27 protein-coding genes are annotated in these 24,279 nt (G+C 71.4%); 8 read left to right on the forward strand and 19 right to left on the reverse strand.

Features of this window, described 5'->3' with window-relative positions; translation table 11 throughout:
• From D9C15_RS19495 to D9C15_RS19510, 4 genes are all read right to left on the reverse strand, one after another.
• A partial coding sequence (locus D9C15_RS19495; RefSeq protein WP_240668478.1) for an Ig-like domain-containing protein occupies window positions 1-2,833 on the reverse strand: 2,833 nt, incomplete at its 3' end.
• 219 nt (window positions 2,834-3,052) lie between these two features.
• Window positions 3,053-4,429 (reverse strand): HlyD family type I secretion periplasmic adaptor subunit, encoded by a 1,377-nt coding sequence (locus tag D9C15_RS19500; RefSeq protein WP_128000143.1) that lies wholly within the window; start codon window positions 4,427-4,429, stop codon window positions 3,053-3,055.
• Between the two features lie 58 nt (window positions 4,430-4,487).
• On the reverse strand, window positions 4,488-6,668 hold the full coding sequence (locus tag D9C15_RS19505; RefSeq protein ID WP_128000144.1) for a type I secretion system permease/ATPase: 2,181 nt from the start codon (window positions 6,666-6,668) through the stop codon (window positions 4,488-4,490).
• 16 nt (window positions 6,669-6,684) lie between these two features.
• Complete coding sequence (locus D9C15_RS19510) at window positions 6,685-7,230, reverse strand: NUDIX hydrolase (protein WP_128000145.1); 546 nt, start codon at window positions 7,228-7,230, stop codon at window positions 6,685-6,687.
• An 89-nt stretch (window positions 7,231-7,319) separates the two neighbouring features.
• Between D9C15_RS19510 and D9C15_RS19515 the strand changes: the two genes are divergently transcribed.
• From D9C15_RS19515 to pgeF, 3 genes are read left to right on the forward strand one after another with little or no spacing between them, the layout of a single operon-like run.
• Window positions 7,320-8,033, forward strand: coding sequence for a fumarylacetoacetate hydrolase family protein (locus tag D9C15_RS19515; protein WP_128000146.1), 714 nt, complete (start codon window positions 7,320-7,322; stop codon window positions 8,031-8,033).
• Between the two features lie 5 nt (window positions 8,034-8,038).
• Entirely contained in the window at window positions 8,039-8,680 is a 642-nt protein-coding gene (maiA, locus tag D9C15_RS19520) for a maleylacetoacetate isomerase (RefSeq protein WP_128000147.1), read from the forward strand.
• Window positions 8,681-9,427: a peptidoglycan editing factor PgeF gene (gene pgeF, locus D9C15_RS19525; RefSeq protein ID WP_240668479.1), complete on the forward strand. Its 747-nt coding sequence runs from the start codon at window positions 8,681-8,683 to the stop codon at window positions 9,425-9,427. It abuts the gene before it with no gap.
• Here pgeF and D9C15_RS19530 read toward each other — a convergent pair.
• Window positions 9,356-9,634, reverse strand: a complete 279-nt coding sequence (locus tag D9C15_RS19530) for a hypothetical protein (RefSeq protein ID WP_375138809.1) — start codon at window positions 9,632-9,634, stop codon at window positions 9,356-9,358. The two genes, pgeF and D9C15_RS19530, sit on opposite strands and share 72 nt — an antisense overlap.
• A gap of 248 nt (window positions 9,635-9,882) precedes the next feature.
• Here D9C15_RS19530 and phaC point away from each other — a divergent pair, with 248 nt between their 5' ends.
• From phaC to D9C15_RS19545, 3 genes are all read left to right on the forward strand, one after another.
• Window positions 9,883-11,505, forward strand: coding sequence for a class I poly(R)-hydroxyalkanoic acid synthase (gene phaC / locus D9C15_RS19535; RefSeq protein WP_128000396.1), 1,623 nt, complete (start codon window positions 9,883-9,885; stop codon window positions 11,503-11,505).
• An 87-nt stretch (window positions 11,506-11,592) separates the two neighbouring features.
• Window positions 11,593-12,774, forward strand: coding sequence for an acetyl-CoA C-acetyltransferase (locus tag D9C15_RS19540; RefSeq protein ID WP_128000148.1), 1,182 nt, complete (start codon window positions 11,593-11,595; stop codon window positions 12,772-12,774).
• 40 nt (window positions 12,775-12,814) lie between these two features.
• A complete protein-coding gene (locus D9C15_RS19545) occupies window positions 12,815-13,552 on the forward strand; it encodes a 3-ketoacyl-ACP reductase (protein WP_128000149.1) in 738 nt (245 codons plus the stop codon).
• A gap of 54 nt (window positions 13,553-13,606) precedes the next feature.
• Here D9C15_RS19545 and D9C15_RS19550 read toward each other — a convergent pair whose 3' ends face one another.
• From D9C15_RS19550 to D9C15_RS19560, 3 genes are read right to left on the reverse strand one after another with little or no spacing between them, the layout of a single operon-like run.
• Window positions 13,607-14,212: a YitT family protein gene (locus D9C15_RS19550; protein ID WP_240668480.1), complete on the reverse strand. Its 606-nt coding sequence runs from the start codon at window positions 14,210-14,212 to the stop codon at window positions 13,607-13,609.
• Window positions 14,209-14,427, reverse strand: a complete 219-nt coding sequence (locus tag D9C15_RS19555) for a DUF2788 domain-containing protein (RefSeq protein ID WP_128000150.1) — start codon at window positions 14,425-14,427, stop codon at window positions 14,209-14,211. Before D9C15_RS19555 ends, D9C15_RS19550 begins: the two co-directional genes overlap by 4 nt.
• A 13-nt stretch (window positions 14,428-14,440) precedes the next feature.
• Window positions 14,441-15,229 (reverse strand): DUF2189 domain-containing protein, encoded by a 789-nt coding sequence (locus D9C15_RS19560; protein WP_128000151.1) that lies wholly within the window; start codon window positions 15,227-15,229, stop codon window positions 14,441-14,443.
• Between the two features lie 272 nt (window positions 15,230-15,501).
• Here D9C15_RS19560 and D9C15_RS19565 point away from each other — a divergent pair, with 272 nt between their 5' ends.
• Complete coding sequence (locus tag D9C15_RS19565) at window positions 15,502-16,809, forward strand: DEAD/DEAH box helicase (RefSeq protein ID WP_128000152.1); 1,308 nt, start codon at window positions 15,502-15,504, stop codon at window positions 16,807-16,809.
• On the opposite strand, the gene D9C15_RS19570 is transcribed toward D9C15_RS19565, so the two are convergent.
• From D9C15_RS19570 to D9C15_RS19590, 6 genes are all read right to left on the reverse strand, one after another.
• Window positions 16,787-17,107, reverse strand: coding sequence for a BON domain-containing protein (locus D9C15_RS19570; protein WP_128000153.1), 321 nt, complete (start codon window positions 17,105-17,107; stop codon window positions 16,787-16,789). The genes D9C15_RS19565 and D9C15_RS19570 overlap by 23 nt on opposite strands.
• 44 nt (window positions 17,108-17,151) lie before the next feature.
• Window positions 17,152-17,274 (reverse strand): hypothetical protein, encoded by a 123-nt coding sequence (locus tag D9C15_RS34375; RefSeq protein ID WP_259372611.1) that lies wholly within the window; start codon window positions 17,272-17,274, stop codon window positions 17,152-17,154.
• Between the two features lie 3 nt (window positions 17,275-17,277).
• Complete coding sequence (locus D9C15_RS19575) at window positions 17,278-17,958, reverse strand: serine/threonine-protein kinase (protein ID WP_128000154.1); 681 nt, start codon at window positions 17,956-17,958, stop codon at window positions 17,278-17,280.
• Between the two features lie 14 nt (window positions 17,959-17,972).
• Complete coding sequence (locus D9C15_RS19580; RefSeq protein WP_128000155.1) at window positions 17,973-18,293, reverse strand: hypothetical protein; 321 nt, start codon at window positions 18,291-18,293, stop codon at window positions 17,973-17,975.
• Window positions 18,294-18,327: 34 nt separating this feature from the next.
• Entirely contained in the window at window positions 18,328-18,486 is a 159-nt protein-coding gene (locus D9C15_RS19585; RefSeq protein WP_128000156.1) for a DUF1328 domain-containing protein, read from the reverse strand.
• Window positions 18,487-18,612: 126 nt separating this feature from the next.
• Window positions 18,613-19,974 carry a CHASE3 domain-containing protein gene (locus tag D9C15_RS19590; RefSeq protein WP_128000157.1) on the reverse strand — a complete coding sequence of 454 codons (1,362 nt, stop codon included), beginning with the start codon at window positions 19,972-19,974 and terminating at the stop codon, window positions 18,613-18,615.
• A gap of 27 nt (window positions 19,975-20,001) precedes the next feature.
• Between D9C15_RS19590 and D9C15_RS19595 the strand changes: the two genes are divergently transcribed.
• The gene (locus tag D9C15_RS19595; RefSeq protein WP_128000158.1) at window positions 20,002-20,634 is read left to right on the forward strand and encodes a response regulator; all 633 of its coding nucleotides are present in this window, start codon (window positions 20,002-20,004) and stop codon (window positions 20,632-20,634) included.
• Window positions 20,635-20,654: 20 nt separating this feature from the next.
• Here the strand turns inward: D9C15_RS19595 and D9C15_RS19600 are convergent, their stop codons facing one another.
• The 5 genes from D9C15_RS19600 to D9C15_RS19620 form a co-directional block, all read right to left on the reverse strand.
• Window positions 20,655-21,044 carry a response regulator gene (locus D9C15_RS19600; RefSeq protein ID WP_112184426.1) on the reverse strand — a complete coding sequence of 130 codons (390 nt, stop codon included), beginning with the start codon at window positions 21,042-21,044 and terminating at the stop codon, window positions 20,655-20,657.
• Between the two features lie 91 nt (window positions 21,045-21,135).
• Window positions 21,136-22,035 carry a transglutaminase family protein gene (locus D9C15_RS19605; RefSeq protein WP_128000159.1) on the reverse strand — a complete coding sequence of 300 codons (900 nt, stop codon included), beginning with the start codon at window positions 22,033-22,035 and terminating at the stop codon, window positions 21,136-21,138.
• Window positions 22,032-22,379 carry an FKBP-type peptidyl-prolyl cis-trans isomerase gene (locus D9C15_RS19610; RefSeq protein WP_128000160.1) on the reverse strand — a complete coding sequence of 116 codons (348 nt, stop codon included), beginning with the start codon at window positions 22,377-22,379 and terminating at the stop codon, window positions 22,032-22,034. Before D9C15_RS19610 ends, D9C15_RS19605 begins: the two co-directional genes overlap by 4 nt.
• Before the next feature lie 31 nt (window positions 22,380-22,410).
• Complete coding sequence (gluQRS, locus tag D9C15_RS19615) at window positions 22,411-23,286, reverse strand: tRNA glutamyl-Q(34) synthetase GluQRS (RefSeq protein WP_128000161.1); 876 nt, start codon at window positions 23,284-23,286, stop codon at window positions 22,411-22,413.
• A gap of 7 nt (window positions 23,287-23,293) precedes the next feature.
• The gene (locus D9C15_RS19620; RefSeq protein WP_128000162.1) at window positions 23,294-24,277 is read right to left on the reverse strand and encodes a LysR family transcriptional regulator; all 984 of its coding nucleotides are present in this window, start codon (window positions 24,275-24,277) and stop codon (window positions 23,294-23,296) included.
• Window positions 24,278-24,279 lie beyond the last annotated feature (2 nt).

A 24,279-nucleotide genomic window follows, 5' to 3' on the forward strand; every position in this document is an offset into this window, starting at 1 on the left:
CGAGCGGCGAGGGCACGTCGACCGAGTAGGTGCCACCCGGCTGGACGGTGGCCAGCACGCTCTGCTGAACGCCGTTGGCATCGGTGACCACCAGGCTGACGGTCGAACCGGCAGGGAGGTTGGTGGTGCCAGTGATGGTCGGCGTGGCGTCGTTGGTCAGCGCCGGTGCATCGACGGTAATGCTCGGTGCGGTCAGATCGATCGCGCCGGTGTCGTTGGCGTTGGCCGAGTTGCCCGCGGCATCGGTGGCGGTGGCGACGACGGAGAAGTTGCCCTCGGCGAGTGGCGAGGACACATCGACCGAGTAGGTGCCACCGGGCTGGACGGTGGCCAGCACTGTCTGCTGGACGCCGTTGGCGTCGGTGACCACCAGGCTGACGGTCGAACCCGCCGGCAGGTTGGTTGTGCCGGTGATGGTCGGCGTGGCGTCGTTGGTCAGCGCCGGGGCATCGACGGTGATGCTCGGTGCAGTCAGATCGATTGCGCCGGTGTCGTTGGCCGAAGCGGCGTTGCCCGCCGCATCGATGCCTGTGGCCACGACGGAATAGTTGCCCTCGGCGAGCGGCGTGGGCACGTCGACCGAGTAGGTGCCGCCCGGCTGGACGGTGGCCAGCACGGTCTGCTGGACGCCGTTCGCATCCGTGACCACCAGGCTGACGGTGGAGCCAGCCGGCAGGTTGGTCGTGCCGGTGATCGTGGGCGTCGAGTCGTTGGTCAGCGCCGGCGCATCGACGGTGATGCTCGGCGCGGTCAGGTCGATCGCGCCAGCATCGTTGGCATTGGCCGAGTTACCCGCCGCGTCGGTGGCCGTGGCCACGACGGAGTAGTTGCCCTCGGCAACGGTGGCCAGCACCGTCTGCTGAACGCCGTTGGCATCGGTGACCACCAGGCTGACGGTGGCGCCGGCCGGCAGGTTGGTGGTGCCGGTGATGGTCGGCGTGGCATCGTTGGTCAGCGCCGGCGCATCGACGGAGATGCTCGGTGCGGTCAGATCGATCGCGCCCGCGTCATTGGCATTGGCCGAGTTGCCCGCGGCATCGGTGGCCGTGGCCACGACGGAGTAGCTGCCCTCGGCGAGTGCACTTGGCACATCGACCGAGTAGGTGCCACCGGGCTGGACCGTGGCCAGCACGGTCTGCTGCACGCCGTTGGCATCGGTGACCACCAGGCTGACGGTCGAACCGGCAGGGAGGTTGGTCGTGCCGGTGATGGTCGGCGTCGAGTCGTTCGTGAGCGCCGGCGCATCGACGGTGACGCTCGGTGCGGTCAGGTCGATCGCCCCCACATCATTGGCCGAAGCGGCATTGCCTGCCGCATCGGTGGCGGAGGCGACGACGGAGTAGTTGCCCTCGGCGAGTGGCGAGGGCACATCGACCGAGTAGGTGCCACCGGGCTGGACCGTGGCCAGCACGGTCTGCTGCACGCCGTTCGCATCGGTGACTACCAAGCTGACGGCGGCGCCGGCAGGGAGGTTGGTCGTGCCGGTGATCGTCGGCGTGGCGTCGTTGGTCAGTGCCGGGGCGTCGACCGTGATGCTCGGTGCCGTCAGATCGATCGCCCCCGCATCATCGGCCGAAGCGGCATTGCCCGCGGCATCGGTGGCCGTGGCCACGACGGTGTAGCTGCCCTCGGCGAGAGGGTTGGGCACGTCGACCGAGTAGGTGCCACCGGGCTGGACCGTGGCGGAGAGGGTCTGGGCCACGCCGTTGGCATCGGTGACCACCAGGCTGACGGTGGAGCCAGCCGGCAGGTTGGTCGTGCCGGTGATGGTCGGCGTCGAGTCGTTCGTCAGGGCCGGGGCATCGACGGTGACGTTCGGTGCGGTCAGGTCGATGGCGCCCGCATCGTTGGCGGTCGCAGCATTGCCCGCGGCATCGACGGCTGTGGCCACGACGCTGTAGTTGCCCTCGGCGAGTGGCGAGGGCACCTCGACCGAGTAGGTGCCACCCGGCTGGACTGTGGCGGAGAGGGTCTGGGCCACGCCGTTGGAATCGGTGACCACCAGGCTGACGGTGGAGCCAGCAGGGAGGTTGGTGGTGCCGGTGATGGTCGGTGTCGCGTCGCTGGTCAGCGCCGGTGCATCGACGGTGATGCTCGGTGCGGTCAGATCGATCGCGCCGGTGTCGTTGGCCGAAGCGGCGTTGCCGGCCGCATCGGTGGCCGTGGCCACGACGGCGTAGTTGCCCTCGGCGAGCGGCGAGGGCACATCGACCGAGTAGGTACCACCCGGCTGGACGGTGGCCAGCACCGTCTGCTGAACACCATCGGCATCGGTGACCACCAGGCCGACGGTGGCGCCGGCCGGCAGGTTGGTGGTGCCGGTGATGGTCGGCGTCGAGTCGTTCGTCAGCGCCGGCGCATCGACCGTGATGCTCGGCGCCCCGTCGGAAGACGATGCCTCCCGCGTTGCCCCGGCTGCACCGTTGACGAACTCGACACGCGGCACCGCCTGGCTGCCGCTGCCGGGGCCGTTGCCGCCGGTCAGGTTCTCGGCGATCCGCTCGACCCGCAGCCCTTCCTGCAGGCTGCCATCGCCGCCGCCGGCCAGGCCGGCCCCGGGGGCCGTGCCGGCGTCGCCGCGGTTCAGCCCGGTGATGACCTGCTCGAGCTCGCTCTGCGCGGGCGCTTCCTTGGGCTTGGCCGCCGTCGCCGTGGCCGATCCGTCGTCCGGGTCGATCTGCACGATGCCGTCCTGCGTCGTCAGGATCTGGTCGCCGCGCTGCACCCGGTCGCCGACCTTCAGCTCGCGCATGGTTCCGTCCGCGTTCCGGATCAGGGCGCGCCCCCACAGCGCGGTGACAACTCCCTGGGCGGCTTGGGCGATGGTGGGCATGGTCGAGCCTTGATCTGCACGAGTCATAAATGCGAAACCGAGAGTAACTGAGCCGGGATGCCTTAAACCTGTGAGTGCGTGTACCGTTCGTGAGGTTCTGCACCGAACATCGGCAAACCGGCGCGCTTAAGGCACGGACGGAAGACCGGCCGTCGGCGCGCGCGCAAGCCCGCCGACCGGGTTGTCGGCCGGCAGCCAGGGAACTTGAGGGGGCGGGGGTCAGCGCTCGCGCAGCGCGTAGGCCTTGGCCTTGAGCACCGGCTTGAGCAGGTAGGACAGCACCGACTTGTTGCCGGTCAGGATGTCCACCTCGGCGGTCATGCCCGGGATGATGGGCAGCTTGTCGTTGAACTTGGCGCCCTTGGTGCGCACCCGCACCAGGTAGAAGGCGTTGCCCTTCTCGTCGACGATGGTGTCGGGGCTGATGTTCTCCACCTCGGCGGCCATGCCGCCATAGATGGCGAAGTCGTAGGCGCTGAACTTCACCGTCGCGGCCTGGCCCGGGGCGATGAAGGCGATGTCCTTGGGCTGCACGCGCGCCTCCAGCACCAGCGCGTCGTCCAGCGGCACGATCTCGACGATGTCCTTGCCCGGCTGCACCACGCCGCCCACGGTGTTGGCCAGCAGGCGCTGCACGCGGCCACGCACCGGACTCCTGATCTGGCTCTTGTCCACCTTGTCGGCCAGCGCCACCGCGCCCTCGTTGAGCGCGTTGAGCTTGCCCAGCACCTCGGCCATCTCCTTGCGCGCCTCGTTGCGGAAGGTGAGGTCGGTCTCCTGGATCTTGCGCTGCGCCTCGCCGATGGCCGCCTGCACCCTGGCGATCTGCGCGCCGGACTGCTCGGCCTCGCCGCGGGCGCGCGCCACGTCGCGCTCCAGGCGCAGGATGTCCACCTCGGAGACGGCGCCGCTGGCCAGCAAGGGGCGGGTCTTGGCGAGTTCCTGCTGGCTCAGGTCCAGGCTGCGCTCGGCCGAGGCGCGCCGGGCGCGCACCTCGGAGAGCTCCTGCTCGCGTTGCTGCAGCTGCTGCCGGTTGATGGCCAGCAGCGTCTCCAGCTCGGAGCGGCGCGATTCGTACAGGCGCCGCTCGTCGCCGACGATGCGCTCCTCCTCGGGGCCGGCGGGCACCGGCGGCGCGAAGGCGCTGCCCTCGGCCAGCGCGCGCAGCCGGGCCAGCCGGGCGCGCAGCGCCAGGCCCTGCGCCGCGCTTTCGCGCACGCCGGAGGTGGCGCGGGTCTCGTCGATCTTCAGCAGGAGCTGGTCGCGCTCGACCACCTGGCCCTCGGTGACGAGGATCTCCGACACCACGCCGCCATCGAGCGACTGCACGGTCTGCAGCTGGCGCGACGGAATCACCCGGGCGTCGCCGCGTGTCACCTCGTCCACATGCGCCAAAGCGGCCCAGACGACCAGCAGCAGCACGAACACCAGCGCGGTGCGCACGATCAGCTGGGCGCGCTGGGTGCGGCTGCGCGACATCACCGCGTCGGCCTGGGCCTCGAAGCTGGCCAGTCCGGCATCGGCGCTCGGGTCCGGCGCGGCGAACAGCTCGCGCAGGATGCGCTTCCACAACGGTGGCGTCACGATGGCGTTCATTCGGTGTCCCTCCGCGCTGGGCGCTTCGGGATGAACGCTTGGGATCGGCCCGACGCGTTCATGCGGCCTTCGCGATGCGCCCACTGGCGAGCGCTTCCATGATGCGGTCGCGCGGACCGTCGGCCACGATGCGCCCGCCGTCGATCACGATCACCCGCTGCACCAGTGCCAGCAGCGAGGTGCGGTGCGTCACCAGCACCACCGTCTTGCCCTGCGCGAAGGGCGTCATGCGCTGGGTGACCTGGGCCTCGGAGCTGAAGTCCATCGCGCTGGTCGGCTCGTCCAGCAGCAGGATGGGCGCGTTGTGCAGCAGCGCGCGCGCCAGGCCGACCGACTGGCGCTGCCCGCCCGAGAGCGACTCGCCGCGCTCGCCCACCGGCATGTCGAAGCCGCGCGGGTGGCGGTTGACGAACTCCGCCAGGCCGGCGGTCTCGGCGGCGGCCAGCACGGCGGCGTCGTCGGCGAAGGGCAGGCCGAGCGTGATGTTCTCGCGCAGGCTGCCATAGAAGAGCATCACGTCCTGCGACACGCAGCCGAGGTTGCGCCGCACGTCGGCCGGGTCGAGCTGGCGCAGGTCGATGCCGTCCAGCAGCACCGCGCCGTCGGTGGGCTGGTACAGGCCCATGATCAGGCGCTGGATGGTCGACTTGCCCGAGCCCACGCGCCCGATCAGCGCCACGTGCTCGCCCGGGTTGATCTTGAAGCTGATGCCGTCCAGCGCGCTGTCCTGCCGGTTCGGGTAGCTGAACTTGACGTTGCGGAACTCGATCTCGCCGCTGAGCTGCGGGCGGTGGATGAAGTTGTCGCCGGCGGGTCGCTCCACCGGCTTGGCCATCACCTGCTCGAGCCCGTCCATCGCGGTGCGTGCGCCCTGGTACTGCATCAGCAGGCCGACGATCTGCCCGGCCGGCGCGAGCGCCCGGCCGGCCAGCATCGAGGCGGCGATCAGCGCGCCCATGGTCAGCTCGCGTTCGCCGATCAGGTAGACGCCGATGATCACGATCGCGATCGTCACCGCCTGGGACAGGAAATTGCTGGTGTACAGCGCCGTCGAGGAGACCGCGCGCATCTGCACGTTGGTCTGCGCCAGGAAGTTGTTGGCGCGCTCCCAGCGCGCCTGCACCACGCCTTCGGCACCCTGCGACTTGATGGTCTCGATGCCGGTCAGGCTCTCCACCAGCGTGGCATTGCGCTGCGCGCCGGCGCGCCAGGTGGTCTGCGAGAGCTCGTGCAGGCGGTGCTGCAGCGCCCAGCCCAGGCCGAGGATCAGCGCGCCCGCCACGAGCACCGGCAGCGCCAGCCAGGGCGAGATCCAGATCAGCACGGCGACGAACAGCAGCGCGAAGGGCAGGTCGATCAGCGCGGTCACGGTGCCCGAGGCGATGAAGTCGCGCACCTGCTCGAAGCCGCGCAGGTTGGACGCGAAGGAGCCCACCGACTCCGGCCGGTGCTCCAGCCGCATGCCCAGCACCCGCTCCATCAGCGCGGCGGAGATCTTCACGTCGATGCGCGCGCTCGCCTCGTCGACGAAGCGGCTGCGCAGCATCCGCATGAACAGGTCGCCCGCGATCACCAGCACCACGCCGATGGCCAGCGCCCAGAGCGTCTCGACGGCGTGGTTGGGCACCACGCGGTCGTAGACGTTCATCGAGAACATCGGGAACACGATCGCAAACAGGTTCACCAGCAGCGCCGCCCACAGCACGTCGCGGTAGACGAAGCGCTGCTCGAGCAGCGCGCCCCAGAACCAGTGCGCCGAGCGCGGTGGCTTCGCCCGCGCGCTCTCGGTGCGCGCATCGAAGCGGAAATGCGGCCGGGCGAACAGCACCACGCCGGCATAGCGGCTGTCCAGGTGCTCGCGCGGCAGGCTCACCGACCCCTGGCCGGTTTCGGGCAGCAGCAGGCGCGCCTCGCCGGTCTCGCTCCAGCCCAGCAGCACGCAGGCGTGGTTGTCCTTCAGGATCAGGATGGCCGGCAGCGCGGCCGTGTCGATCTGCGCCAGCGGCAGGCGCTGCAGCCGGGTGGCCATGCCGGCGCGCGCGGCGGCGCGCTCGGCCAGCTCGATGGTCAGGCGCCCGTCGCGCAGCGGCAGCGCGGCGGACAGCGAGGCGCGCGTGGCCGCCTGGCCGTTCAGGCGGCACAGCTCGACCAGGCAGTCCAGCAGCGGGTCCGGTTGGATCAGGTCTTCGCGCAGGCGGACCGCCTGGGCGGCGGTGGGCGGCGCGGGGGGCTGGCTCATGGTGTCCGGGAGGCGATCAGCCGATATCGGCGCAATGCAGGCCGAACTGACCCCGCCGGCGGTCCTCGAAGAAGCAGCGCAGGGTTTCCTTCACGGTGCGGAAGGCCAGATCCTCCCAGGGCACCTCGGCCTCGTCGAACAGGCGCGCCTCGATGGTCTCCGGCCCGGGCTCGAAGCGGGTGTCGCGCAGCCGGGCGCGGTAGTAGAGGTGGACCTGGCCGACCTTGACCACGTTCATCACCGAGAACAGCTCCTGCAGCTCGATGTTCGCGCCGGCCTCCTCGACCGTCTCGCGCAGCGCGCCCTCGGCGGTGGTCTCGCCGAGTTCCATGAAGCCGGCCGGCAGCGTCCACAACCCGTAGCGCGGCTCGATGTTGCGCCGGCACAGCAGCACCTGCTCGCCCCACACGGGCACGGTGCCGACGATGTTGGTCGGGTTCTCGTAGTGGATGGTGCCGCAGGCGCTGCAGGTGGCGCGTTCGCGGTTGTCGCCCTCGGGCACGAGGTAGCGGGTCGGCGCGCCGCAGGTCCGGCAATGCTTGATGGCGCGGGGCACGAGCATGGCCGGCGAGTTTAGCGCGCGCCCCGTCGGTGTCCCGGGGGCTGCGTGGCATCATTCCGCGCTCCGTCGCTGCCCGAGAAAGCGCTGCCATGAGCTTCGTGCTGAACCCGCCGCCTGTTGCCGCCGTGCCCGTTGCCGGCGTGGCTCCGGGGGCCCTGTTCCCGGTGCACCGCATCTACTGCGTGGGCCGCAACTACGTCGAGCATGCCAAGGAGATGGGCTTCACCGGCCGCGAGCCGCCGTTCTTCTTCATGAAGCCGGCCGACGCGGTGCTGCCGGTGGCCGAAGGCCAGGTCGGCACGATGGCCTACCCGAGCCTGACGAAGGACCTGCACCACGAGGTGGAGCTGGTGGTGGCCATCGGGCAGGGCGGCCGGGCCATCAAGGCGGCCGACGCGCTGCGCCATGTCTGGGGCTACGCCGTCGGCCTGGACATGACCCGGCGCGACCTGCAGGGCGAGGCCAAGAAGCAGGGCCGCCCGTGGTGCATCGGCAAGGGATTCGACGCGTCGGCGCCGATCGGGACGATCCGCCGCGCCGCCGATTGCACGATCGGCCCGGAGACCGCCATCGTGCTCGACGTCAACGGCGCACCGCGCCAGAAGAGCACCCTCGGCAAGCTGATCTGGAGCGTGCCGGAGATCATCGAACACCTGTCGGCCGCCTGGGAACTGCAGCCCGGCGACCTGATCTTCACCGGCACCCCCGAGGGCGTGGCCGCGGTCGTGCCGGGCGACCTGCTCGCGGCGCGCATCGACGGCCTCGGCAGCCTGCAGCTGCGCATCGGCGAGCCGACGCCCTGAACCCCATGCAGCTCTACAACTACTTCCGCTCCTCGGCCTCGTACCGGGTGCGCATCGCGCTGGCGCTCAAGGGCCTGGACTACGACTACCTGCCGGTGCACCTGCAGAAGAACGAGCAGCTGCAGGAGTCCTACGCGGCGCTGTCGCCGGCCCGCCTGGTGCCGCTGCTGAAGGACGGCGAGAGCTACCTGCACCAGTCGCTCGCGATCATCGAGTACCTCGACGAGACGCACCCCGAGCCGGCGCTGCTGCCGGGCGACGCCGTGGCGCGTGCGCGCATCCGCGCGCTGGCGCTGGACGTCGCCTGCGAGATCCACCCGCTGAACAACCTGCGTGTGCTGCGTTACCTGGTGCGCGACCTGAAGGTGGTGGAGGACGACAAGAACCGCTGGTACCGCCACTGGGTCGAGACCGGCCTGGAGGCGGTGGAGACGCAGATCGCGCGCCACCCGGCCACCGGGCGCTTCTGCCACGGCGACACGCCGACGCTGGCCGACTGCGTGCTGGTGCCGCAGATCCACAACGCGCAGCGCTTCGACTGCCGGCTCGACCACGTGCCGACCGTGATGCGGGTGTTCGAGGCCTGCATGGCGCTCCCGGCGTTTGCGCAGACGCAGCCCTCGGCCTGTCCGGACGCGGCGGCCTGAATGGCCGCTGCGCAGCACCCGGACTGGCTGCGGCCGGACTGGCACGCGCCGGGCGTCGGCGCGCTGATGAGCACGCGCCGCGGCGGGGCCAGCGGCGGCGCCTTCGAGAGCCTGAATCTGAAGCCCGGCCTGGGCGACGACGAGGCGGCCGTGGCGGCCAACCAGGCGCGCTTCGCGCAGGCGATCGGCGGCGTGCCGCAGTGGCTGGAGCAGGTGCACGGGCGCGAGGTGGTGCGCCTGCCGCGTGCCGCCGGCGACCGGCCGCGCGCCGACGCGAGCCTGACCACCGAGCCCGGCGTCGCCTGCGTGGTGCAGGTGGCGGATTGCCTGCCGGTGCTGTTCGCTGCGCCCGGCGCGCGCGGCGTGGCGGCGGCCCACGCCGGCTGGCGCGGCCTGGCCGCCGGCGTGCTGGAGGCCACGCTCGCTGCGCTGTGCGAGGCCACTGGCGCCGCGCCGCAGGAGGTCCAGGTCTGGCTGGGCGCCTGCATCGGGCCGCGCCGCTTCGAGGTCGGGCCGGACGTGCTGCAGGCCTTCGGCGCGTCGGCCGAGGCGCACTTTCGCCCGCAGCGCGAAGGCAAGTGGCTGGCCGACCTGCCCGGCCTGGCGCGCGAGCGGCTCGCCGCTGCCGGCGTGCAGCGGCTCAGCGGCGGCGCCTGGTGCACCGTCGAGGACGCGTCACGGTTCTTTTCGTTCCGGCGCGACGGTGTCACCGGCCGCATGGCGGCCGCCATCTGGCTCGAGCGCTGAGGCCGCGGCCAGCTCGCGCGCCGCGCGGACGCGCTTGCGCATCGGCGTGGCCATCACGTAGAGCACCAGCGACAGCGGCAGCACGCCGTAGCCGAGGAAGCTGAAGACCGCGCCGAGCACAGTCCCATGAGGGCTGGTGGCTTCGGCGACGGCCATCATCAGCGTCACGTACAGCCACGCCACGGTGACCAGGAGCATCGGCAGCATCGTACGTACTTCTACCAAATGGTGAAACGCGCTGTCATGATGTGGTAAGCTATCGACCGTACAAACGATCGAACAAGAACCAGTTCACGCCCACCGAGAGTTTGCGCGAGGAGACTGACGTGAAACCGACCAAGCGGGCCAATGCCCCCAGATCCGCCCCTGCATCCGGCCCTGCATCCGCCCCTGTTCCTGACGTGGCCGAATCGGCCAAGGCCTTCGGCTCGACCGTGGGTGAGATCTGGAAGTCCATGCAGGGCCTGTCCCTGCCGCTGCCGGCGCTCACCGAACTGCAGGCCGACTACCTGAAGCAGGCCACCGAGCTGTGGAACCAGAACCTGCAGCAGGTGCAGGACAGCGGCAAGCCGGCTGCGCCCCACGGCGACCGGCGCTTCTCGGCCCAGGCCTGGGCCGAGAACCCGGCCAGTGCCTACCTTGCGCAGATGTACCTGCTGAATGCGCGCACGCTGATGCAGATGGCCGACCGCGTCGAGGGCGACCGCAAGACGCGCCAGCGCATCCGCTTCGCGGTGCAGCAGTGGGTGGACGCCGCGGCGCCGAGCAACTACCTCGCGCTCAACCCCGAGGCGCAGCGCAAGGCGCTGGAGAGCAAGGGCGAGAGCATCGCGCAGGGCATGAAGCTGCTGTGGAACGACATCCAGCAGGGCCACCTGTCGCAGACCGACGAGAGCGTGTTCGAGGTCGGGCGCAACGTCGCCACGACCGAGGGCGCGGTGGTGTTCGAGAACGAGCTGTTCCAGCTGATCGAGTACAAGCCGCTGACGGCCAAGGTGTTCGAGCGGCCGATGCTGTTCGTGCCGCCGTGCATCAACAAGTACTACATCCTCGACCTGCAGCCGGAGAACTCCTTCATCCGCTACACCGTCGAGCAGGGCCACCGGGTGTTCGTCGTCAGCTGGCGCAACCCGGACGAATCGATGGCCCGCTTCACCTGGGACCAGTACATCGAGGACGCCGCGATCCGCGCCATCAAGGAGGTGCAGGACATCTCCGGCGTCGAGCAGATCAACACGCTGGGCTTCTGCGTCGGCGGCACGATCCTCGCCACCGCGCTGGCGGTGCTGGCCGCGCGCGGCGACAAGCCGGCCGCCAGCATGACGCTGCTGACCACCTTCCTCGACTTCACCGACACCGGCATCCTCGACCTGTTCGTCGACGAGGCGCTGGTGCAGGTGCGCGAGATGACACTCGGGCCCGCCAGCCCCGGCGGCGGCAACCTGCTGAAGGGGCAGGAACTGTCGTCCACCTTCAGCTTCCTGCGCCCGAACGACCTGGTGTGGAACTATGTCGTCGGCAACTACCTGAAGGGCGAAACCCCGCCGCCGTTCGACCTGCTGTACTGGAACAGCGACAGCACCAACCTGCCGGGGCCGATGTACTGCTGGTACCTGCGCAACACCTACCTCGAGAACAACCTGGTCAAGCCGGGCAAGGTGACGGTCTGCGGCGAGCAGATCGACCTCGGCCGGATCGACTGGCCGACCTACCTGTACGCCTCGCGCGAAGACCACATCGTGCCCTGGGACGGTGCCTACCGCAGCATCCAGGCGCTGCCCGGCGCGAAGGGCAAGATCCGCTTCATGCTCGGCGCCTCGGGCCACATCGCCGGCGTGATCAACCCGCCGGCCAAGAACAAGCGCAGCCACTGGGTCGGCGCCGCCGGGGCCTTCCCGGCGCAGGCCCAGGACTGGTTCGACAAGGCCAAGGAGCAGCCCGGCAGCTGGTGGCCCGACTGGGCCGCCTGGCTGAAGTCCCAGGCCGGCAAGCAGATCCCGGCGCCCAAGGCCTACGGCAACCGCACCCACAAGGCCATCGAGCCGGCGCCCGGCCGCTATGTCAAGCAGAAGGCTTGATGCTGGAAAAGGCTTGATGCCACGCGGACGAAGCGCGACAGTGCGCCTTGTCCGCTCCCCCTCTCACCCGTTCAGCAGGAGACATCCATGAGCACCGACATCGTCATCGTCGCCGCGGCCCGCACCGCCGTCGGCAAGTTCGGCGGCACCCTCGCCTCGACCCCCGCTCCCGAGCTCGGCGCGGCCGTGCTGACCGAGCTGCTCAAGCGCGCCAGGCTCGAGGGCGGCCAGATCGGTGAGGTCATCCTCGGCCAGGTGCTGCAGGCCGGTGCCGGCCAGAACCCGGCGCGCCAGTCGGTCATCAAGGCCGGATTCCCCAAGTCGGTGCCGGCGATGACCATCAACAAGGTCTGCGGCTCGGGCCTGAAGGCGGTGATGCTGGCGGCGCAGGCCATCCGCGACGGCGACAGCGAGATCGTCATCGCCGGCGGCCAGGAGAACATGAGCCTGGCCCCGCACGTGCTGCCGAACTCGCGCAACGGCGCGCGCATGGGCGACTGGAAGCTGGTCGACTCGATGATCGTCGACGGCCTGTGGGACGTGTACAACCAGTACCACATGGGCATCACGGCCGAGAACGTGGCCAAGCAGTACGGCATCAGCCGCGAGGCGCAGGACGCGCTGGCGCTGGCCAGCCAGCAGAAGGCCGCGGCCGCGCAGGACGCCGGGCGCTTCAAGGACGAGATCGTGCCCTTCAGCATCGCCCAGAAGAAGGGCGACCCGATCGTCTTCGCCAACGACGAGTTCATCAACCGCAAGACCAGCGCCGAAGGCCTGGCCGGCCTGCGCCCGGCGTTCGACAAGGCCGGCAGCGTGACCGCCGGCAACGCCTCGGGCCTCAACGACGGCGCGGCCGGCGTGGTGGTGATGAGTGCCAAGACCGCCGACAAGCTGGGCCTCACCCCGCTGGCGCGCATCGCCTCGTACGCCTCCGCGGGCCTGGACCCCGCCACGATGGGCATGGGCCCGGTGCCGGCCAGCCAGCGCGCACTGCAGCGCGCCGGCTGGAAGCCTGCCGACCTCGACCTGCTCGAGATCAACGAGGCCTTCGCCGCGCAGGCCTGCGCCGTGCACAACGAGATGGGCTGGGACACCAGCAAGGTCAACGTCAACGGCGGCGCGATCGCCATCGGCCACCCGATCGGCGCCTCCGGCTGCCGCATCCTCGTCACGCTGCTGCACGAGATGCAGAAGCGCAATGCCAAGAAGGGCATCGCCTCGCTGTGCATCGGCGGCGGCATGGGCGTGGCGCTGACGGTCGAGCGCTGAAGCTTTCCCACCACCAACGGATTCAACCAGGAGAAGACAAATGGCTCAGAAACTCGCGTACGTCACCGGCGGCATGGGCGGCATCGGCACCGCGATGTGCCAGCGCCTGCACAAGGACGGCTTCAAGGTCATCGCCGGCTGCGGCCCGAGCCGCGACCACGCCAAGTGGCTGGCCGAGCAGAAGGCGCTGGGCTACGACTTCTACGCCTCGGTGGGCAACGTTGGCGACTGGGACTCCACCGTCGCCGCCTTCGAGAAGGTCAAGGCCGAGTACGGCACGGTCGACGTGCTGGTCAACAACGCCGGCATCACGCGCGACGGCGTGTTCCGCAAGATGAGCCGTGCCGACTGGGACGCGGTGATCGAGACCAACCTGACCAGCCTCTTCAACGTCACCAAGCAGGTGATCGACGGCATGCTCGAGAAGGGCTGGGGCCGCATCATCAACATCAGCTCGGTGAACGGCGAGAAGGGCCAGTTCGGCCAGACCAACTACTCGGCCGCCAAGGCCGGCATGCACGGCTTCACGATGGCCCTGGCGCAGGAAGTGGCCAACAAGGGCGTGACGGTGAACACCGTCAGCCCGGGCTACATCGGCACCGACATGGTCCGCGCGATCCGCCAGGACGTGCTGGACAAGATCATCGCCGGCATCCCGGTCAAGCGCCTGGGCACGCCGGAGGAGATCGCCTCGATCGTCGGCTGGCTGGCCGGCGAGGATTCGGGCTTCACGACCGGCGCGGACTTCTCCTGCAACGGCGGTCTGCACATGGGCTGAACGCGCGTCGCGCGTTCCACCGGGGCCTGGTCGCGCACCAGGCCCCTTTTTCTTTCAGAACGCCGCGTAGCGCCCCGGCCGGTGGTTCAGCGCAAGCGTCAGGTTCAGCGCCAGCGCGCCGACGATGGACAGCCCCACGCGCTGCGGCGGCAACAGCGCCAGCGCGCCGAGCAGGATCACGCCGTCGATGCCCATCTGCACCCAGCCGGCGCGCCAGCCGAAGCGCTGCTGCAGCCACAGCACCAGCACGTTCAACCCGCCCAGGCTGGCGTGGTGGCGGAACAGCATCAGGAAGCCCGCCCCCATCAGCAGCCCGCCGGCGATGGCGGCGAACCACGGGTCCAGCGTCGCGAAGCCGGCCCAGCGCGGCACCGCGCTGGTCAGCAGCGCGAGCAGGCTCACGGCCGCGAAGGTCTTCAGCGTGAAGGCCCGACCCATGCGCCTCCAGGCGAGCGCATAGAAGGGCAGGTTGACGAGGAAGAACAGCGGCCCGAAGCCGATGCCGCTGGCGTAGTGGGCCAGGAAGGCCAGGCCCGCGGTGCCGCCGGTCAGCAGCCCGGCGTGCGAGAACATCACCACGCCGATGGCGATGAACAGCGTGCCTGTGCCGAAGGCCAGCAGGTCGTCGTACCAGGCATGGCGCAGCGCGGCGGTGTTCAATCGCCCACTCCCGCGAGGAAGTACTTGATCAGGCCCTTGGCCGCGAAGCCGATCAGCCCGACCCCGAGGCCGAGCAGCAGCACGAAGGTGCCGAAGCGCCCCGCCTTGGACTCGCGCGCCAGTTGCAGGATGATGAACACCATGTACACCATGAAGGCCGTGACGCCGACCGTCAGGCCGAACTGCGAGATCTGCTCTTCGGTGTAGCCGAACATCGCCGGTGCCGCCCTAGGGTCGCTCGGCCAGGCCGGAGGTGTCTACCAGGTCGCGGTAGGCGTGCCAGCTCGCATGCCCGAGCCAGGGCACGACGACCACCAGCCCGATCATCAGCGTGGCCATGCCGGCCAGCGTCAGGCCGAGCAGGAGTCCGGCCCACAGTGCCAGCGGCACCGGGTTCTCCATCACCACGCGCCAACTGGTGAAGACCGCGCCGAGCACGCCGATCTCGCGGTCCAGCAGCAGCGGGATCGCCACCACGCTGGAGGCGAACACCGGGGCGGCCAGCACGCCGCCCAGCGCCAGCCAGGCCTCGAACAGGTAGCCCTGGTCGGCCAGCACCACCACGCGCAGGAACTCGATCGGGTTGCGAACCGGCGCGCTGGTGAAGCCGGTGATCAGCGCCGCGGAGGTCATCACCCAGCCGGTGCCGGCGAAGGCCAGCAGCAGGCCGAACACGATCAGGCGGCCGTCGCGCGGGCGCCAGGCCGCCAGGGCGTCGGCGAGGCTGGCGCGGCCGTTGCGCTCGAGCGCCCGGCTGATGGCATACAGGCCGGTGGCGACGATCGGCGCGACGATCAGGAAGCCCGAGAACGCACCCGACAGCAGCCAGAAATGGTTGCGCGCGACCCAGAACAGCGTGCCGCCGAACAGCGCGCACAGCAGGCCGTGCAGCAGGCCCGGCACGGGGCAACGCATGAAGTCGCGCCAGCCCGCGATCAGCCAGCCCAGCGGGCGCAGCCAGGGCACGCTGCGGGTGCCGAAGCGGCGCGATTCGACGAGGGCGGGGCTTTCACGCATGGGGCCGCAGTCTGCCAGTTCCAGGCCCCAGCGGGCTTGACGGACGTCACGCGGACCCCGCGGCTTGCTGCGCCGCAGCAGACCAGCGCACAAGCGGCTACAATGCGCTTCTCGGCCGGCGCACTGCGCCGGCTTTTCGTTCGTCTCCTCTGACCACTCCAGGTCTCCCGCAGCACTTTCGTGCGGGTCCCGGTCGGCGGCGATGCCGTCGCACACCGCGACCTCTCCACGGCCGGCGCCGAAGCGCGGCCGTTCATGCTCGAAAGACTGCCATGAGTTTCGTTTCCCTGGGCCTGCACGAGGCCCTCACCCGCGCTGTTGCCGATGCGGGCTACAGCACCGCCACCGAGGTGCAGGCCAAGGCCATCCCGCCGGCGCTCGCCGGCGCCGACCTGATGGTCTCCTCCAGCACCGGCAGCGGCAAGACCGCCTCGTTCATCCTGCCGGCGCTGCAGCGCGTGCTCGCCGCGCGCGGCGACAACACGAAGCGCCGCGAGAAGGGTGTGGTGTACGGCCCGCGCATCCTCGTGCTGTGCCCGACACGCGAACTCGCCATGCAGGTCGCGAAGGCGGCCGACAGCTACGGCCGCCACGTCCCGGGCCTGCGCGTGGCCACCGTCGTCGGCGGCGTGCCGTACCCGGCGCAGATCAAGGCCCTGCGCGGCCCGCTGGACATCCTGATCTCCACGCCCGGCCGCCTGCTCGACCACCTGCAGACCGGCAAGGCGGTGCTCGACCACGTCGAGACCCTGGTGCTCGACGAGGCCGACCGCATGCTCGACATGGGCTTCATCGACGACATCAACACCATCGCCGACCACGTGCCCGCGCAACGCCAGACGCTGATGTACAGCGCCACCTTCGCCGGCCACGTGGGCCGGCTGGCGGCCAACCTGCTGCGCGAGCCGCAGCGCATCGACGTGGCCTCGCACACCGACACCCACGAGCACATCGAGCAGCGCCTGCACTGGGCCGACGACGCGGGCCACAAGAACGCGCTGCTCGAGCACCTGCTGACCGAGCGCGACCTCGAGCAGGCGGTGATCTTCACCAGCACGCAGCGCGATGCCGACTGGCTGGCCGACCGCTTGGCCGACATGGGCCACGCGGTGGCCTCGCTGCACGGCGGCATGCCGCAGGGCCGGCGCAACCGCGTGCTGCAGGGCCTGCGCAACCGCCACCTGCGCGTGCTCGTCGCCACCGACGTGGCCGCGCGCGGCATCGACGTGCCGACCATCAGCCACGTGATCAACTACGGCCTGCCGATGAAGGCCGAGGACTACGTGCACCGCATCGGCCGCACCGGCCGCGCGGGCCGCCAGGGCCTGGCGATCACGCTGGCCGAGCGCATGGATGCCGGCATGATCCGCCGCATCCAGCAGTTCACGACGCAGGACATCCCGGTGGCCACCGTGGCCGGCCTGGAGCCGCGCCAGCCGGCGCCGCGCCTGCATGCGCCGCGCCCGGCGCGTGAGCCCGGGCGCTTCGGCGAACGGCCGCCGTTCGGCAAGAAGCCGTTCGCCCCGCGCAAGCCGGGCGGCCGGCCGGGCGCCGGCTTCAGCCGGCCGCGCGCACGCTGATCTCGTTCTTCACGGCCTTCACGCCCTTCACGCCGCGGGCGATGCTCTCCGCGGCGTCGCGTTCGGCCGAGCTCTTCGCGAAGCCGGACAGCAGCACCGTGCCGTTCAGCGTCTCGACGCTGATCGCGGCGGCGTCGACCTGCTTGTCCTCCACCATGCGGGCCTTGACCTGCGTGGTGATGGTCGAATCGTCGATGTATTCGCCCACCGTCGACTGACCGCGCGTGACGGCGCAGCCGGGCAGGACGATCAGGGTGGTGGCGGCCAGCGCCGCGGCGAGGGCATGACGGACTTGCATGGTGTGCTCCTTTCGAGCGGTGGTGGAAGGGGTGTTGTCGGGGTTCATTCGTTGGCGCCCTTGTCGTCGGACGAGCGCGTCCCGAGACCGATGCCGCGCAGGGCCAGCACGACGGCGACCACGAACGCCAGCAGGGCCAGCAGAAACAGGCTCCAGAGCCCGCTCATCGCTCATCGCCCGGGGCCCGGGCGCCCGGCAGGGACCGCGGTCAGCAGTTCGGCGATCAGCGCGCCGCCCTGGCGCTCGAGCCAGCGGCCGCCCAGCCTCACGCCCAGGCGCGAGACCTCGGGCGAGGCGAGCAGCCGCCACGGCCGCGTGACGACCAGCAGCGCGCCGCCGGCCGCCGCCAGCGTGACCAGCGCCACCGGGTGCTGCCGCGCGAACGGGCGCAGCGCCTCCCGGCCGGCATCGGCCGCCAGCGCGCCGACCGCGGACAGGGCGTCCGGCGCCGAGGCCGGCGAAGCGGTACCGGACGCGCCGTCCGCCGCGGGCTCGACGGCTTCGGCCAGGCGTGCCTGCAGCTGCGCCAGGCGCGGCCCGGCGGGGGCCGGGCCGGCAGCCAGGCCGCACAGCAGGGCCAGCACGGCGGCGCCACCCGGCACGGCCCAGAAGGCGCTCGGCAGCGCCGCGTCGGCGCGCGTGGGCAGGGCCGCGAGCAGCGCCGCCGTGCCGCCGAGCATCAGCGCCAGCAGCGCGAAGGCGCCGGCGGCGGCCTGCCAGGCGAGGCGGCGCTGCCAGCGCGCCGCCGACTCGGCCAGCTCCGCGCCGATCAGCTCGCCGCAACGGGCGAGCTGCTCGGCCAGCGCCTCGGGGCGGCGCTGGGCCAGCATCGACAGCAGCGTGCTCGGCATGGCGCGGCCCGGGCTCAGTCGGCGCGACGCCGGCGGTTGACCAGCTGGGCCAGGGCCATCAGCGCCGCACCGCCGGCCGCGGCGATCAGCACCGACTTGAGCGGCTCGTCGCGGATGTAGTCGACGGTGCGGTCGGAGGCGCGCAGCGCGCCGTCGCGCAGCTGGCGCGATCCGTCGCGCACGACATCGGCGCCGCGCTCGAGCAGCGCGCCGGCCTGCTCGGCCACGCGCAGCAGCGCCGGCGCGGCCTGCGCCTGCACGGCATCGGCCTGGTCGGCCACGGTCTGCAGGGCGTCGTCGACGCGACGGGCGGCGGTGCGGGGGGTCATGGTCATGATGCAACTCCTTTGACAGGTTAGCGGGACGGGACTAGCGGAACAGGCCGATCACGAAGCTCGCGACGGCCAGGATGGCGAACAGGACGAACAGGATCTTGGCGATGCCCGCCGCGCTGGCGGCGATGCCGCCGAAGCCGAACAGCGCCGCGATCAGCGCGATGACGAAGAAGACGACGGCGTAGTGCAGCAAGGCGGGCCTCCGTGGGGCTGGGTTCGTGATGACTCCAGCTTAGGAAGCACGCGCCACGGCGGACATCGCCGCGGGCCGCATCGCCGTGTAGGACGGCGCCCCGTCGCCCGGCCGGCGCCGTCCGGCTCAGCCTGTGCGCGCCGGCAGCAGGGCCTCGAGCCGCGTGCCGCGACCCGGGGCGGCGTCGATGCGCAGCCGGCCGCCGGCGGACTCGACGCGGTAGTGCATGCCCAGCAGACCGTGCGAGGAGGGCTTGCTGGTGGCCGGGTCGAAGCCGCAGCCGTCGTCCTCGACGGCCACGCGCACCTGGCCGTCCGGCGTGCCCTGCAGCAGCACCGTCACGCGGCGCGCGCCGGCATGTTTGCTGATGTTGGTCAGCGCCTCCTGCACCAGGCGGTAGGCGGTGAGCTCGGCGGCCGGGTCGAGCGCCACCTCGGCCAGGCGCGCCTCGATGTCGAGTCCGGAGCGCTGCGCATGCTCGCTGGTCAGGTTCTCCAGCGCCGGCACCAGGCCGAGGTTGGACAGCGCCGAGGGGCGCAGGTCCTCGATGATGCGGCGCTTCAGCGCGATGCCGCTGTTCAGCGTCTGCGTCAGGTGCGCGAGCCGCTCCTGCACCTCGGGGCCGAGCCCCGCCACGCGCGTCTTCAGGCGCGCCGCGTCGAGCTTGGCGGCGGTCAGCAGCGCGCCGAGCTCGTCGTGCAGCTCGCGCGCCAGGTGGCTGCGCTCGTCCTCGCGCGCGGTCTGCAGGTGGCGCGCCAGCTCGGCCAGCTGCGCGGTGCGGCGCTGCACCTGGCGCTCGAGCTGGTCGCGCTCGTCCTGGATGGCCCGGGCCTGCTGCGCGCGCTGGCGCTCCAGCGCCGCCGACTGGCGCAGGTACAGGTACACCGCCAGCAGCGCCAGCGCGGCCAGCGTGCCGACGCCGATGCGGCTGAGCTGCAGCGTGTCGTACACGTCGCGCCGGCTGGCCTCGACCTTGCGCGACTCCTGCGCCAGCAGCTGTTCCGACAAGGCGCGGATGCGGTCCATCTGCTCCTTGCCGATGTCGGTGGACAGCAGGGCGCGCCAGTTCTCCTCCTTGCCCTGGTCGTACAGCGCGAGCGAGGTGTCCAGCTCGGACATCTTGCCTTGCACCAGCTGGTCCAGCTCGGTCATCGTGGCCTGCTGGGCGCCGCCGGCGTAGTGGGCGCGCAGGTGCTTCAGGGTGCCCTGCAGCTCCTCGTTGGCCTCCCGGTAGGGGGAGAGGTACTCCTTGCGGCCGGTCAGCAGGTAACCACGCTGGCCGGTCTCGGCGTCGAGCATCAGGCGGTGCAGCGCCTGGATCGCGCTGCGTGCCTGGCCCAGCGCGCCGAGCTCGTTCATCGAGCCGCGCGCGCGCCAGTACGAACTCTCGCTGACGAACAGCAGCGCCAGCGCCGCAAGCGCCGCGAGCGGGAAGGCGAAGGCGCTGCGACGCAGCCGCGTAGCGATCTGACGCGAGGTGTCGAGCATCTACACTCTCCGGCCGAGGGCCCCATCATGATCCGAGTTGCCATCGTCGACGACCACGCCATCGTGCGCACCGGGCTGCGGCAGTTCTTCTCCGAGCAGGTGGACCTGCGCGTGGTCGGCGAGGCGGCCAGCGCGCGCGAGGCGCTCGACCTGCTGCGTGCGCAGGACATCGACGTGATGGTGCTCGACCTGAGCATGCCCGGGCAGGGCGGCGTCGATGCGCTGGCGGCCATCAAGGCGCGTGCACCGCAGCTGCCGGTGCTGATCCTGTCGGGCTTCCCGGAGGCGCAGTATGCGACCACGCTGCTGCGCCAGGGGGCGAGCGGCTACCTGAACAAGGAATGCGACCCGGAGGAGATCGTCAAGGCGATCCGCACGCTCGCGCTGGGCCGGCGCTACATCACGCCGGCGGTGGCCGAGCTGCTGGCCGACACGCTGAACCCGGGCGCGGAGAAGCTGCCGCACGAGCTGCTGTCCGAGCGCGAGCTGCAGGTCTTCCTGCACCTGGCGCGCGGCGCGACGGTGGGCCAGCTGGCCGAGGCGCTGTCGCTGTCGGTCAAGACGGTCAGCACCTACCGCTCGCGTGTGCTCGAGAAGATGAAGCTCGCCTCCAACAGCGAGCTGACCTACTACGCAGTGAAGAACGGCCTGATCCAGTGACGGCCCGCCGCGTGCACCGCTCATGCGGTGCCGCGGCCCGCCGCGAGCCCGGCGCACCAGTCGAGCAGCGCCTCGATGTCGTTGGACTTGTCGAACACCGCGTCGGCGCCGAGCGCGAGGCAGCGCCGGCGCAGGTCGGGCGTGGCGAAGTTGCTCAGCACGACGCGCTTGCAGGCGCGGCCGGTGGCCTGCAGCGCCTGCAGCAGGCCGAGTCCGGAGCCCTGGCGCAGGAAGATGTCGACGATCACGAGGTCGCAGTCGTGCGCCGGGTCGTCGAGCCAGAGCCGCGCGCCGCGCTCGTCCTCCGCGCTGCCGACCACCTGCACCGGGGCCATCTCCTCCAGCGTCGCGATCAGGTTCTCGCGGATGACGGGACTGTCTTCGACGATGTAGGTCTTCAAGGCGGGCACGGCGACGGTCCTTCGGGATACCGATGGTGGCAACGAAGCGTGTCCGATTGAATCAGGCGCCGCACCGTGGCGCTGTAGGACAGGTCCTACATCAGCGCTGGCGACGCACCTGCACCTGGACGTCCATGCCCAGGTAGGCGTCGGCGGCGCCGTACCAGGTGCCCGCGACGGGCGCCGCCTGGCCGGGGTGGCGCGCCACGCCGACGCGGATCAGCGAGTAGCCGCCGAGCAGGTTGTTGGTCGGGTCGAACGGCACCCAGCCGGCGCCCGGCAGGTAGGCCTGCAGCCAGGCGTGGGTGCTGCCGGCGCCCAGCGTCTCGGGCTCGCCCGCCGCTGCCGCGGCGGTGTCGTCCAGCGCCGGGTCGTACAGGTAGCCGGAGACGAAGCGCGTGGCCACGCCGAGCCGGCGTGCGGCCTCCATCATCAGCAGCGCGAAGTCGCGGCAACTGCCGCGGCCGCGCTCGAGCGTCTCCAACGGCCCCTGCGTGCCTTCCTCGTCGCGCGCGGCGTACTCGAAGTGGTCGCGGATGTGCTGGTTCATCTGCACCAGCAGCTCGCGCGTGCCGGTCGGGCCGTCGGTGCGGATGAACTGGCGCGCCCAGGCGGTGAGCTTGCCGTCCGGGTCGTCGTGGTGCGGGCGCAGGTAGTGCTCCAGGTCGAAGCGCTCCTCCACCGAGTAGGCAAACGGAAAGTGCTCGGCCGAGGGCGCCAGCGGCAGCTCGAGGTTGTGGCTGTGGGCGTGCTCGATCGTGAAGGTGCAGACGATGCGCAGCTCGGCGGCCGGCGCGAGCGGCTGCACCAGCGCCACCGAGTTGGAGTGCGGGTCCTGGATCAGCCGCACCTCGGCCTGCGGGCTGACCTCGAGGTCGGTGGCCAGCACGCGCAGGTCGTGGCTCTCGCGCGGGCGGAACATCACGCGGTGCTCGCCGAAGCGCACCGGCTCGCGGTAGCGGTACACCGTCGTGTGGACGATGTCGTACCGGATGGTCATGTCCCGAGCAACTCGACCTCGAACAGCAGCGTCGCGTTCGGCGGGATCACGCCGCCGGCGCCGCGCGCGCCGTAGCCGAGTTGCGGCGGGATCAGGAGTACCCGCGTGCCGCCGACCTTCATGCCCTGCACGCCCTCGTCCCAGCCGCGGATCACCATGCCGGCGCCGAGCGGGAAGTCGAACGGGTCGCCGCGGTCCTTGCTGCTGTCGAACTTCGCGCCCTTGGCGCCGTTCTCGTGCAGCCAGCCGGTGTAGTGCACGCTGACGTGGCGGCCGGCGCTGGCCTCGGGGCCGGTGCCGACGACGGTGTCCTCGTACTGCAGGCCGGATGCGGTGGTGATCATGGCGGGTCCTCGGGTGCGGGAAGGGGCGCCATCATAGTGGGCCCCAGGTGGCACGCCAGGCGCGGACGGCAGCGCCGAGCCAGCCGGCCGTGTCGGCCCCGTCGACCTGCAGGCCGAGCACCGCGCCTGCGGCACGCAGCGCCGCCAGCGGCTCGGACAGCTCGAGGGCCCGCGCGCCGTTTTGCTTCGACAGCTTCTCGCCGTCGTCGCCGAGCACCAGCGGCGTGTGCAGGTAACGCGGCGTGGGCAGGCCGAGCGCACGCTGCAGCAGGATCTGGCGCGGCGTGTTGTCGGCCAGGTCCTCGCCGCGCACCACGTCGGTGATGCCCTGCGCCGCATCGTCGACGACCACGGCCAGCTGGTAGGCCCACAGGCCGTCGGCGCGGCGCAGCACGAAGTCGCCGACCTCGGCCTGAACGTCCTGCCGCTGCAGCCCGAGGCGCCGGTCGTGCCAGTCCACCACGCCGGCCTCGCAGTGCAGCCGCCAGGCGCGCGCCGGCTTGCCCTGCAGGCCCGCGCGGCAGGTGCCCGGGTAGACCAGCTCGCCGTGGCGTGGCCGCGCCACGCCGCGTGCCGCCCAGGCCAGCTCGATGTCGCGCCGCGTGCAGCCGCAGGGGTAGGCGCGGCCGGCGGCCACCAGCGTGTCGAGCGCGTCCTGGTAGAGCGCGCCGCGCTGCGACTGCCACACCGGCGGTTCGTCGGGCCGCAGGCCGCAGGCGGCCAGTTGCTGCAGGATCAGCCGGTCGGCGCCGGCCACGCAGCGCGGTCCGTCCACGTCCTCCAGCCGCACCAGCCAGCGCCCGCCGTGTGCGCGCGCATCCAGCCACGAGGCCAGCGCGGCCACCAGCGAGCCGGCGTGCAGCGGCCCGGTGGGCGAGGGGGCGAAGCGACCGACGTACGGCGTCATCCGCCGTTCATCCTCCCCAGGGTCCGGCGTGGCGCTCGAGCAGCGCACGCCGCGTGGCCGGGCTGTCGAGCTGCTTGAGCCACCACTGCAGCGCCAGGCCGAGCGGCGCACGCTGGCCCTTCGGCCCGGTGCCGCAGCGCCAGGCATAGCCCATCGCGGCGGGCTGGCGATGGCGCTGCACCTGCTTGGCCACCAGTCGCCCGGCCTCGAGGTGGTAACGCGCCATCGGCTCGGGGATGAAGCCGCAGCCCAGGCAGCGCAGCTGTGCCTCGATCTTGGCCTCGGTGCTGGCCACCGTCAGCACGTCCTGGCCGGGCAGCAGGTTGACGGTCAGCGGCGCGAGTCGCTGCGCCGAGTCGGCGACGGCGACGGCGCGGTGCTTGAGCAGCTCGGTGTCGCTGATCGGCTCGGGTGCCGCGGCCAGCGGGTGGTGCGGCGCGACCGCGAACACGAACTCCAGCTCGCCCAGCGGCGCGTACTCGATGCCCGCCGGCGGCGCGGTGCGCGGGCCGACGCCGATCGCCAGGTCGGCCTCGCCCGACAGCAGCGCCTCCCAGGTGCCGGCCAGCACCTCGGTGCGCAGGCGCAGCCGCGTGCCCTGGCCCTCGGCCTGCTCGCGCGAGGCGGTGAAGAAGGCCTCGCACAGCTCGAACACGGTGACCTGCGAGATCACGCCGTCGACCGCGACCGTCAGCTGCGTCTCCCAGCCGGTGGCCACGCGCCTGACGCGGTTGGCCACGGCGTCGATCTCGGTCAGCAGGCGGCGGCCCTCGTGCAGCAGTTCCTCGCCCGCGGCGGTGAGCTGGGCCTGGCGCGAGCTGCGGTCGAACAGCAGCACGTCGAGCGCGTCCTCGAGCTGGCGCACGTTGTAGGTCAGCGCGGAGGGCACCTTGCCGAGTTCGCGCGCCGCGGCGGCGAAGCTGCCGGTGCGCGCGATGGTGTCCATCATCGCCAGGGCTTCGGGCGTCAGCACGTTGCGGCGGTCGGGCATGG

It is taken from the genome of Piscinibacter defluvii, from assembly GCF_004011805.1.
In the GTDB taxonomy this organism is placed as follows: domain Bacteria; phylum Pseudomonadota; class Gammaproteobacteria; order Burkholderiales; family Burkholderiaceae_C; genus Piscinibacter; species Piscinibacter defluvii.